The organism is Actinoplanes sp. NPDC049598 (assembly GCF_040675435.1).
GTDB lineage: Bacteria > Actinomycetota > Actinomycetes > Mycobacteriales > Micromonosporaceae > Actinoplanes.
On sequence record NZ_JBFAOX010000032.1, the window covers coordinates 36,158 to 46,274 of the forward strand.

The 10,117-nt window shown below is 72.3% G+C and carries 9 protein-coding genes; 4 read left to right on the plus strand and 5 right to left on the minus strand.

From position 1 onward, the window contains the following. Nucleotides 1-25 precede the first annotated feature (25 nt). The 4 genes from AB0J66_RS42965 to AB0J66_RS42980 all read right to left on the minus strand — a co-directional run bounded on the left by AB0J66_RS42965 (nt 26) and on the right by AB0J66_RS42980 (nt 2,885). Nucleotides 26-451: a type II toxin-antitoxin system VapC family toxin gene (locus AB0J66_RS42965; RefSeq protein ID WP_364673350.1), complete on the minus strand. Its 426-nt coding sequence runs from the start codon at nt 449-451 to the stop codon at nt 26-28. Further along, nucleotides 451-699: an Arc family DNA-binding protein gene (locus AB0J66_RS42970; protein WP_364673352.1), complete on the minus strand. Its 249-nt coding sequence runs from the start codon at nt 697-699 to the stop codon at nt 451-453. Before AB0J66_RS42970 ends, AB0J66_RS42965 begins: the two co-directional genes overlap by 1 nt. 361 nt (nt 700-1,060) lie before the next feature. Continuing rightward, nucleotides 1,061-1,699 (minus strand): response regulator transcription factor, encoded by a 639-nt coding sequence (locus AB0J66_RS42975; RefSeq protein ID WP_364673354.1) that lies wholly within the window; start codon nt 1,697-1,699, stop codon nt 1,061-1,063. Nucleotides 1,700-1,715: 16 nt separating this feature from the next. Further along, nucleotides 1,716-2,885, minus strand: a complete 1,170-nt coding sequence (locus AB0J66_RS42980) for a histidine kinase (RefSeq protein ID WP_364673356.1) — start codon at nt 2,883-2,885, stop codon at nt 1,716-1,718. Nucleotides 2,886-3,050: 165 nt separating this feature from the next. Between AB0J66_RS42980 and AB0J66_RS42985 the strand changes: the two genes are divergently transcribed. From AB0J66_RS42985 to AB0J66_RS43000, 4 genes are all read left to right on the plus strand, one after another. Beyond that, a complete protein-coding gene (locus AB0J66_RS42985; protein ID WP_364673358.1) occupies nt 3,051-3,794 on the plus strand; it encodes an ABC transporter ATP-binding protein in 744 nt (247 codons plus the stop codon). Continuing rightward, the gene (locus AB0J66_RS42990; protein WP_364673360.1) at nt 3,791-6,277 is read left to right on the plus strand and encodes an ABC transporter permease; all 2,487 of its coding nucleotides are present in this window, start codon (nt 3,791-3,793) and stop codon (nt 6,275-6,277) included. The genes AB0J66_RS42985 and AB0J66_RS42990 overlap by 4 nt, the downstream gene beginning before the upstream one ends. A gap of 9 nt (nt 6,278-6,286) precedes the next feature. Then, nucleotides 6,287-6,919: a GNAT family protein gene (locus AB0J66_RS42995; protein WP_364673361.1), complete on the plus strand. Its 633-nt coding sequence runs from the start codon at nt 6,287-6,289 to the stop codon at nt 6,917-6,919. A 64-nt stretch (nt 6,920-6,983) separates the two neighbouring features. Further along, the gene (locus tag AB0J66_RS43000; RefSeq protein WP_364673362.1) at nt 6,984-9,152 is read left to right on the plus strand and encodes an N-acetylmuramoyl-L-alanine amidase; all 2,169 of its coding nucleotides are present in this window, start codon (nt 6,984-6,986) and stop codon (nt 9,150-9,152) included. Nucleotides 9,153-9,200: 48 nt separating this feature from the next. On the opposite strand, the gene AB0J66_RS43005 is transcribed toward AB0J66_RS43000, so the two are convergent. After that, entirely contained in the window at nt 9,201-10,067 is an 867-nt protein-coding gene (locus tag AB0J66_RS43005; RefSeq protein WP_364673363.1) for an aldo/keto reductase family oxidoreductase, read from the minus strand. Nucleotides 10,068-10,117: the final 50 nt, after the last annotated feature.

The window sequence follows — 10,117 nt, forward strand, 5'->3', positions numbered from 1 at the left end:
CGCTGTCTTATGCTTGCGGCCTCCGTCAGCCGGCCGGCTCCTGCCACGGGTCGACGAGCGCAACGCCGGTATCGACGAAATCTTTGGTGTTGCGCGTGGCCAGAGTGGCGGCCTGAGATCGACAGATAGCGGCGATCTGACCGTCGAATCCGCTGATCACGCGGCCACCTAGTTCGCGGTTGGCCACTACATCCGCGTAGGCGGTGGCCGCGGCGAGGTCGAAAGGAAGCACCTGACGCGGGAAGGCGGCGAAGATTTCGTTGGCTGCCTGATGCAGTTCGTGCTTGCGCCGGCCGTCCGGTAGCCGCGCGATGCCGTACCGGATCTCGGCGACAGTGACCGAGGTTGTGTAGAGCCCCGTGCTGGACGTTTGCCGCAGCCACGCGAGCACAGTAGGTGCGGGCGTGGCGCGCATGAGTTCGGAGACGACGTTGGTGTCGAGGACGATCATCAGTCGCCGAAATCCGCCGCTCGAGGCGGGGTCGTTCGGGCTGGGAGGTCGAGGTCGACGCCGCCGAGCTGGGCGAACCGCTCGGTCAGGGCGCTGAAGAGGTCGGCTCGCGGACCTTCCTCCTCGGTGGCGGCCGCGGTGAGGATCAGTCGAATCTCGGCTTCCATGGAACGGCCGTTCCGCGCGGCGCGCAGGCGCAGCTTTTCTTTGACGGAGTCGTCCAGATCTCGGATGCTGAGGGCGGCCATTGCCTCATCTCCTCGTCACTCGGGCTGATGGCAATGCTAGCGCAGCAGTCAGAGGAGGCCGAGGTTGAAGACCTCGAAGGGGGCGGCGTAGCGGACGCCCAGGCGGGTGCCGGCCTGGCGGGCGAAGCCCTCGAGGAACTCGGCGGCGTCGAAGGGGCCCGAGGAGAGGCCGTTGAGGTAGGCGGCGTGGGCTTCCAGGGAGCGTACGCCCAGGTCGAAGAAGTCTGTGGTGTCGGCGGCGTGGGTGGAGCGGGGGGAGCCGGCGGCCCAGACCTGGCGGGTTGGCCACTTCTCGAGGGCGAGGTCGCGGAAAACCCAGCGGTTGGCGGCGTCACGGGCGGCGTCGAGAACGGCCCATCCTTCACCCCAGCAGGCGGCGTTCCCAGGCCCAGGCGGCGATCTCGACGCGGTTTCGGGTGTTGAGCTTGGTGTGGATGCTGCCGAGGTGGGTTTTGACCGTGCCGACGGAGATGAACAGCTGGGCGGCGATCTCCGCGTTGGTCAGGCCGCGGGCGGTCAGCTTCACCACCTCGAGCTCGCGCGGCGACAGGCCGCCCTCGTCGGTGGCGGTGGCCGGTGGGGAGAGGTGCTCCAGCAGCCGTACGGTGATGGACGGGCTGATCAGAGCGTCGCCCGAGACCGCGGCCCGGACGGCCTCGATGAGCAGGGCCGGGCCCGAGTCCTTCAGCAGGAAGCCGGCCGCGCCGTTGCGGAGCGCCTGGTGGACGTACTCGTCCAGGTCGAACGTGGTGACCACGACGATGCGCAGCGGGTCGGCCACGCCGGGGCCGGCGAGCAGGCGCAGCGCCTCGAGGCCGTCCATCTTCGGCATGCGGATGTCGAAGAGCGCCACGTCCGGCTTGAGCTTGCGGGCCAGGGCGACCGCCTCGACGCCGTCGGAGGCCTCGCCGACGACCTCCATGTCGGGCTGGGCGCCGATGATCATGCCGAAGCCGGTACGGACCATGGCCTGGTCGTCGGCGATCAGAACGCGAATCACGGAGCAGGAACCGCCTTTACGGGATGGGGAAGGCGGCGTCGACCACCCAGCCGCCGTCGATGCCGGGACCCGCGGTGATGCGGCCGCCGACCGCGCGGACCCGTTCGGTCAGGCCCACGAGACCGTACCCCGGACGGTCCCGGGGGGTGGCCGCGCGCGCCGGGACGCCGTCGTTGGCGACCCGCACGAGCAGCCAGTCGGGGGTGCGCCGCACCCACACGTCGGCCACCTGGGCCGCCGGGGCGTGCTGGCGGACGTTGGTCAGGGCCTCCATCACCACCCGGTAGGCCGACGTGGACACCTCGACGGGCAGGTCGCCGGTGTCGCCGTCGACGTGGATGCGGGCGGTGGCGCCACCGGCCGAGTTGAACTGGTCGAGCAGGACCGGCAGCTCGCCCAGGCCGGCCACCGGGGCCAGCGGCGCGTCCGGTGACGAGGACGGGTCGCGCAGCACGCCGACCATGCGGCGCATCGAGGCCATCGTCTCGGCGCCGGCCTCCTCGATCTGTTCGAGGGCCAGCAGCACGCGCTTGGGGTCCTGCTCGGCGATGAACCGGGCGCCCTGGGCCTGCACGACGATGCCGGTCACGTGGTGGGCGATGAAGTCGTGCAGGTCCCGGGCGAACTCGGCGCGCTGCTCGGCGCGTACGGCATCGACCGCCCGCTGGCGCGAGCTCTCCAGGGTGCGCAGGTAGATGCCGACGCCGATGGCGGCGGCCCCGGCCAGGGCCTGAATGAGCCCGAAGATGACGAACTCGGCGGACTGGCCGCCGCGCAGCGGCTGGAAGCTGACGGCGGCGCCGACCAGGACCACGGCGGGCACCGCCCAGCCCGGCGAGGCCCGCCGGGCCAGCACGAACAGCACGCCCAGCAGGGCCGCCGACTCGGCCAGGCCCCAGCTGAAGTAGCCGTTGTCCGGGTAGCCGATGAAGACGGTGGCGGTCAGCAGCAGCGAGGCCGCGCCGAGGGCCATTGCGACTTTCGGCAGAGCGGTGGACTGCTGCTTGTGGGCGGGCAGCCAGACGACCGCGGCGGCGATCGCCATCAGCACCTGGAGCAGGCCGAGCATCTCCGAAGTGCGCAGCAGACCCTGCGCGACGTCGAACAACCCGAGCACGCCCATGGCGGCGAGCCCGAGGAACTGCCCGAGGCGCAGCAGGATCAACCGGTTCGTGTTCGTCTGCATCGTGACCCAGCGTAGTTGCAGGCGAGCGCGTCTCCATCGGCCGAAAGACAGATCCGGATCCCCGGCCACGGGCTGATGCGCGGCGGCACCGAGAAGAACGAGCATTTGCGGCGTCCTCGAAAGCGGAGGCGTCCTCAAAAGCAGAAACGAAGCCCAGGAGTCGAGATGCATACCGACACGTTGGCCGCCGTGGCCGCGGTCGACCTGACCAAGGTCTACGGCAGCGGCGACACGGCCGTACGGGCCCTGGACGGCGTGACCGTCGGGTTCGCCCGGGCCCAGTTCACCGCGATCATGGGCCCGTCCGGCTCCGGCAAGTCGACCCTCATGCACTGCCTGGCCGGCCTGGACACTGCGACCAGCGGGCAGGCCCTGCTCGGCGGCACCGATCTGACCAAGCAGAGCGACAAGGTGCTGACCAAGGTGCGCCGGGAGCGGATCGGCTTCGTCTTCCAGGCGTTCAACCTGCTGCCGCAGCTGACCGCGGCGCAGAACATCACGCTGCCGCTGGAGCTGGCCGGCCGCAAGCCGGACCGGCACCTCTACGCGCACCTGACCGAGACGCTGGGCATCGTGGCCCGCCTCGACCACCGCCCGGGGGAGCTCTCCGGCGGCCAGCAGCAGCGGGTCGCCCTGGCCCGGGCCCTGGTCTCGCGCCCCGAGGTGGTCTTCGCCGACGAGCCGACCGGCAACCTGGACTCGCGTTCGGGGGCCGAGGTGCTGCTGTTCCTGCGCAACTCGGTGCGGGAGCTGGGCCAGACCATCGTCATGGTGACCCACGATCCGGGTGCGGCGGCCTACGCCGACCGGGTCGTGCTGCTGGCCGACGGCCGGGTGGCGGGCGAGATCGACCAGCCGAACACGGCCAGCGTCACCGACGCGCTGCAGGGTCTGGCGGCGGCTCGATGAGCGTGCTCCGCACCCAGCTGCGCGGCGTCGCCCGCCGCCCGACCCGCCTGCTGCTGACCGGCCTGGCCGTGCTCGTCGTCTCGTTCGTGGTGTACGCGTCGGTGCTCGCTCAGCAGATCACCGAGCGCAGCGTTCTCAACGGCCTCAGCGGCACGCCCGAGGCCGTCGACCTGGTCGTGAGAAACGGCGACATCTCCACCAAAACGGCCACCGCCATCGGCCAGGTGCCGGGGGTGGCCGAGGCTGCTGCCCGCATCGACGCCGGTGGCGAGGTCAACGGCGACTACCTGCAACTCATCTCGGATCCCGGGACCGGAGAGCTGGCCACAGCCAAGGTCACCCAGGGACGCTATCCGTCGAAGGCGGGTGAGATCGCCGTCACCCCGCGCACCGTCGAGCGGATGGGCCTGAAGCTCGGCACGACGGCGAGCGCTCAGCTCCGGTACAGCGAAGACGGCAAACCCCTCGCGCCGGAGAAACTGACTGTGGTCGGCCTGGTCCAGGCCCGCGAAGATTTCGGCTTCCAGGCGTACGCCCCCACGAGCGCCGTGATCGCCATGACCGGCACGCACCAGGTGAGCCGGGTGGAAATCCGCTACGCCGCGGGCGCCGACGGCGTCCGGGAACGGGTCGCCGCCCTCGCCCAGGGAGCGGAGATCAGCAGCGGCAACGACGTGCGCCACGAAGAAGCCGAGGCGGCCGCGTCCGACGTCAACGCGGTCTTCGCGGTGATCGCCATGTTCGTCGCGATCGCCGTGGTCGCGGCCGGCCTGGTCGCCACCTCGACCTTCCGGATCATGTTCGCGCAGCGGATGCGCCAGCTCGCGCTGCTGCGGGCGGTCGGCGCCGGCCGTGGGTCGATCACCCGCTCGCTGGCCGCCGAGGGCGCGCTCACCGGCCTGGTCACCGGCGTGGCCGGGGTGCTGATCGCGCTCGGGGTGGGCCACCTGCTGCCGGTGGTGCTGGGCTGGTTCGGCCCGAACATCGCCTCGCCCGGTTTCCCGGTGCCGGCCGCGCTGGGCACGGTGGCGCTGGCCGTCCTGATCACCGTGCTGGCCGTGCTGGCGCCGGCCGCCTCGGCCGCCCGGGTGTCGCCGCTGGAGGCGCTGCGCAGCTCCGGCACGACCGGCTCGCGCCGCGACATCGGCCTGCCCCGCTGGATCTTCGGCCTGCTCCTGGTGGCCGGGGCGGTGGCCGTGGCCGCGTACGTGGCGAAGGAGCTGCCGGGCCGCGACCCGAAGGACTACGACCCCACGCCGATGCTGTTCGCGGTCGTCGGCTCGGGTGCGCTGGCCTTCTTCGGGCTGGTCGCGCTGGGGCCGGTGCTGGTGCGGCCGGTGCTGGCGCTGCTGGGCGCCCCGATCCGCCGGTCCGGTCCGGTCGGCCGGCTGGCCGCCGGGGGTGTGGGGGCCGCGCCGCGGCGGGCCGCCGCGGTGTCGGTGGTGGTCGCGCTCGGGGTCACCCTGATCGCCGGGGCGCTGGTCGGCGGCGCGTCGATCCGGGTGCTGGCCGACCGGGAGGCCACCGCGTCCGCCCCGGCCGACTACGAGCTGCTCGGCACCGAGGACAAGCAGGTGCCGGCGACCGTGGTGGACAAGCTGCGCGAGCGCAAGGAGCTGACGCACGTCGCCCCGTACCGCCGGATCTCCACCAAGATCGGCAACGTGGAGGGGCTGACCGCGGTCGACCTGGCCCTGGATTCGCTGCCGCGGCTGGGCAAGCTCGATGTGGTGGCCGGGTCGCTCAAGGACCTCGGGCCGGGTGAGGCCGTCATCTCCGGCTACACCGCGGACACGACCGGGCTGACCGTCGGCGACAAGATCACGCTGCAGAACGGCCAGAAGAAGGGCACGTTCACCGTCGCCGCGCAATTGCCCGACTCGGGGCCGCTCGGCTCCGCCGTCGTGCTCACCCCGGCCGACCTGACCCGGCTCGGCGCCTCCGCCGCGTATGCCGGGGTGCTCTCCGACGCCGCCGCCGACGGCGAGACCGGCCGCACCGACGGCAAGCGGGCCATCGACGAGAGCGCTCCGGGCTTCCGGACCGACGTGCTGGCCGATCAGCGCGACCAGATCGACAGCCAGCTGACCGTGCTGCTGATGATCGCGCTCGGCCTGATCGGGCTCACCGTGGCCATCGCGGTGGTCGGCGTCGGCACCACGACGGCCCTGTCGGTGGTCGAGCGGGTCCGCGAGTCCGGGGTGCTGCGCGCGGTCGGGCTCTCCCAGGGCGGCCTGCGGTTCATGCTGACCACCGAGTCGGCCCTGTACGGGGTGATCGGCGCGGCGATCGGGCTGGCGCTGGGCGTCCCGTACGCCGTCCTGGCCATCAAGGCGCTCGGCGTGAACGCGCCTCTCTCGGTGCCGATCGGCCAGCTCGCGCTGGTCTTCGCGATCCTGGTCGCGCTGACCGCGCTGGCCGGGGTGCTGCCGGCCCGCAAGGCGGCCAAGGTGAGCCCCGTGGCGGCGCTGGGCACCGAGTAGAAAGCTTGGATGGACAACTACTGGCCCTTGTTCGGGCTCCGGCTGGTCTACCGCGACGTGGCGCTGCGGCCCATGAGCGAGGCGGACCTGCCGGAGCTCGCGTCCAAGCTGCCCGGCGACTACGGGCACGACCCGCGCCTGGCGATGTGGCCCTCCCAGGATCACGCCGAGAACGAGCGGCGGCTGTTCTGCCAGGGCTACTGGAAGGCGCTCGGCACCTGGGACCCCGCCTCCTGGGTGCTGCACTTCGCGGTGACCTACCAGGAGGAGCTGGTCGGCGTGCAGACGCTCGAGGGGGAGAACTTCCCGGCCCTGCGCACCGTGGACACCGCGTCCTGGCTGATCCCGGAGGTCCGCGGCCGCGGCGTCGGGGTGGCCATGCGGACGGCCGTCCTCGGCTTCGCCTTCGGAAGCCTCGGCGCCTTCGCCGCCATCAGCTCGGCCACCACGGCCAACGCGGCCTCGCAGGGAGTCTCACGCCGTTTGCGGTACGCGGACAACGGCGCCAGCCGCATCGTGGACACCAGCGGCGACGTCGCCGAGCTGCGGCACTTCCGGCTCCTGGCGGCCGACTGGCCCGGGCCCGAGGTCACGGTTGAGGGCTTCGATCCCTGCCGGCCCTGGTTCGGGATGGCCGGGTGAGCACCCCTTCGGTACGCTCACGCGCGGTTTATCGAGATCGACGGGGGATCGCGTGGAACGCAAGGTGGCAATTTCGATCGGGGCCGCGGTCGCGGTGCTCGCCGCGGGTGGCGGGCTGGCCGCCCTGACCTGGCCGGACGACAAGCCGGCGCCGCTGGCCTTCGACCCACCGGCGGCGACCGCCCCGGCGACCGACGCGGCCGTGCCCGCGGCCGCCGCGGCGGCCGCCAAGCCCGAACCGACCAAGCCCAAGCTGCCCAACGCGCCGGTCAAGGCCGTGATCAAGGAGGTCGCGCTGTCCGCGTCCGCCGCCGGGCACGTCGACCTGCCCGAGCAGCCGACCCAGAAGTTCAGCATGCTCAGCGTCAGCTGGGCCGACCCCAAGGCCGAGCCCAAGGGCACCGTGCAGGTGCGCACCCGCAGCGCCGCCACCGGCGCGTGGACCGACTGGCAGTCTCTCGAGGTGGCCGAGCAGGCGGCCGACCTGCCGGCCGAGAAGGCCCGCGTGCGCGGCCGCACCGAGCCGCTGTGGGCCGGGCCGTCCGACGGCGTGGCCGCCCGCATCCAGGGCGCGACCGCGACCGGGCTGCCGGCCGGCCTGCGGCTCAACCTGATCGACCCGGACGCCCCGCCGACCGGCGGCGCCGGTGGCGGCGTGCTGGCCGAGCCGTCCGCACCGGCCCCCGAGGCCGGGACGAAGGTCACCGCCAAGGCCGCCCTGCCGCCGATGATCACCCGCGCCCAGTGGGGCGCCGACGAGAAGTCGGTCAAGGCGCCGGCCGAGGTGGCGGCGGACGGCGTCAAGATGATCTGGGTGCACCACAGCGGCTTCGGCAACGCCTACACCTGCGCCGAGTCGGCCTCGGTGATCCGCGGCATCATGGCCAACGACATCAAGGAGGGCTTCGACGACCTCGGCTACAACTTCATCGTCGACAAGTGCGGCACCCTCTACGAGGGCCGCAAAGGCAGCGGGACCAAGGCCGTGATCGGCGCCCACAGCATCGGTTTCAACACCGCCTCGGCCGGGGTGGCGCTGCTCGGCGACTACACGTCGCTGCGGCCGACCGACGCCGCGATCAAGACCATCGCCGCCGTGTCGGCGGCGCGGCTCACCGCGTACGGCTTCGACCCGTCGACGACCGCGCAGATGACCGAGGGCTCCGACATCCACATGTGGAAGAAGGGTGACCAGGTCACCTTCCCCCGCATCTCCGGGCACAAGGACGGTCAGCGGGTGTCGACCGACGTCGCCAGCTCCGGCTACCTGACCGAGTGCCCCGGCAAGGTGATGTACCCGATGCTCAGCGCGATCCGCGGCAAGGCCTCGGCGCCCGGCCTCGCGGTCAAGAACGTGACCGGCACCGTCTCCGGCGGCGTCACGTACGTCCGCAACACCGCGACCGTCAACTGGACCATCGCCGGCGGCAACGTCAGCCGCTACTACCTCGTCCGCGACGGCGCCGTCGTCTCGAACGTGGACCCGGCCGCCCGCAGCGCGAGCGTCGCCCTGACCCCGGGCGCGCACACCGTCGCGGTGCGAGCCGTCGCCAGCAACGGCGTCTACGAGCAGACCGCCCCGGTGAAGGTGTTCTCCGACGTCTCCCTGCCGAGTTTCCCGGCCGCGCCGTCGGTGGTGCTGCGGACCGGCACGTACTCGGCGACCTCGGTGCCGGTGACCGTCACCTGGCGCTCGGCCGACAACGTCCGGGTGCTCTCGCAGGTCGGCGTGACGACCTCGCCGAGCTCGGCCGGGCTGGCGGCCACGGCCACGTCGTGGAACACGGCGGTCAAGCCGAACGCCAATCTGACCTACCAGATCACCGCCCGCGACCTGAGCGGCAACGCCCGGGCCGCGGCCACCGCCCGCAAGATCACCCAGGTCCCGGAGACGTCGGCCAGCAAGGCCGGGGCCTGGAGCGCCCGCGCCGGCACGGCGTACCTGGGTGGCAAGGCGCTGGCCGCGAGCGCCAAGAACGCCAAGCTGTCGTGGACGTTCAACGGGCGGTCGGCCGCCCTCACGTTCGCCCGCACCAAGCTGACCGGCGTCGCCTACGTCTACGTGGACGGCGTCAAGGTGGCCACCATCGACACCAAGGCCACCACCACCGCGTACCGCCAGACCCTGTTCGTCCGCAACCTGCCGGCCAAGGTCCACACGGTCTCCCTGGTGGTCGCCGGCACCGCCGGCCGCCCGCAGGTCATCGCGGACGGCCTGACGTACGTCAACTGACGCCTGGCAATCCGCGCGGCCGCTGAGGAAGGCGGCCGCGCGGACGCGTCACCGGCCGATCTTGTCGAGCTCGGCCACGTCGCCGGCGGAGAGGGTGAGGCCGGCGCCGGCGGCGTTCTCGCGCAGGTGGGCGACGGACGAGGTGCCGGGGATGAGCAGGATGTTCGGGGAGCGCTGGAGCAGCCAGGCCAGCGCCACCGACATCGGGGTGGCGTCCAGCCGGGTGGCCACGGCCGACAGCGCGTCCGACTGCAGCGGGCTGAAGCCGCCGAGCGGGAAGAACGGCACGTAGGCGATCCCCGCGGCGGCGAGCTCGTCGATCAGCTCGTCGTCGTGCCGGTGGGCCAGGTTGTACATGTTCTGGACGCCGACGATGGGCGCGATCGAGCGGGCCTCGGCCACCTGCTCGGCGGTGGCGTTGCTGACGCCGAGGTGGCGGATCAGGCCCTGGCGCTGCAGGCCGGCCAGGGTCTCGAAAGCCTCGGCGATCGGGCCCGGCTGGGGGCCCTCGGCGTTGCCGAGCCGCAGGTTGACGACGTCGAGGACCTCCAGGCCGAGGTGGTCCAGGTTCTCGTGGATCTGCCGGCGCAGGCTCTCCGGGTCGCGGGCCGTGGGCCAGCCGCCCCGGTCGTCGCGGCGGGCGCCGACCTTGGTCACGACGTGCAGGGACGCCGGGTACGGGTGGAGCGCCTCGCGGATCAGCCGGTTGGTCACGTGCGGGCCGTACGCGTCGCTGGTGTCGATGTGGGTGATACCCAGCTCGACAGCCTCGCGCAGGACGGCCAGGGCGCCGGCGTGGTCGGCCGGCGGCCCCATGACCCACGGGCCGGCCAGTTGCATGGCGCCGTAGCCGAAGCGGGTGACGGTCAGGTCACCCAGCGGCCAGGTGCCGCCGGGGAGGGAAGTGGTTGACATGTTCTCTACTGTGAGCTGGTAACTCTCCATCGGGAAGTAGGCACCTGAAG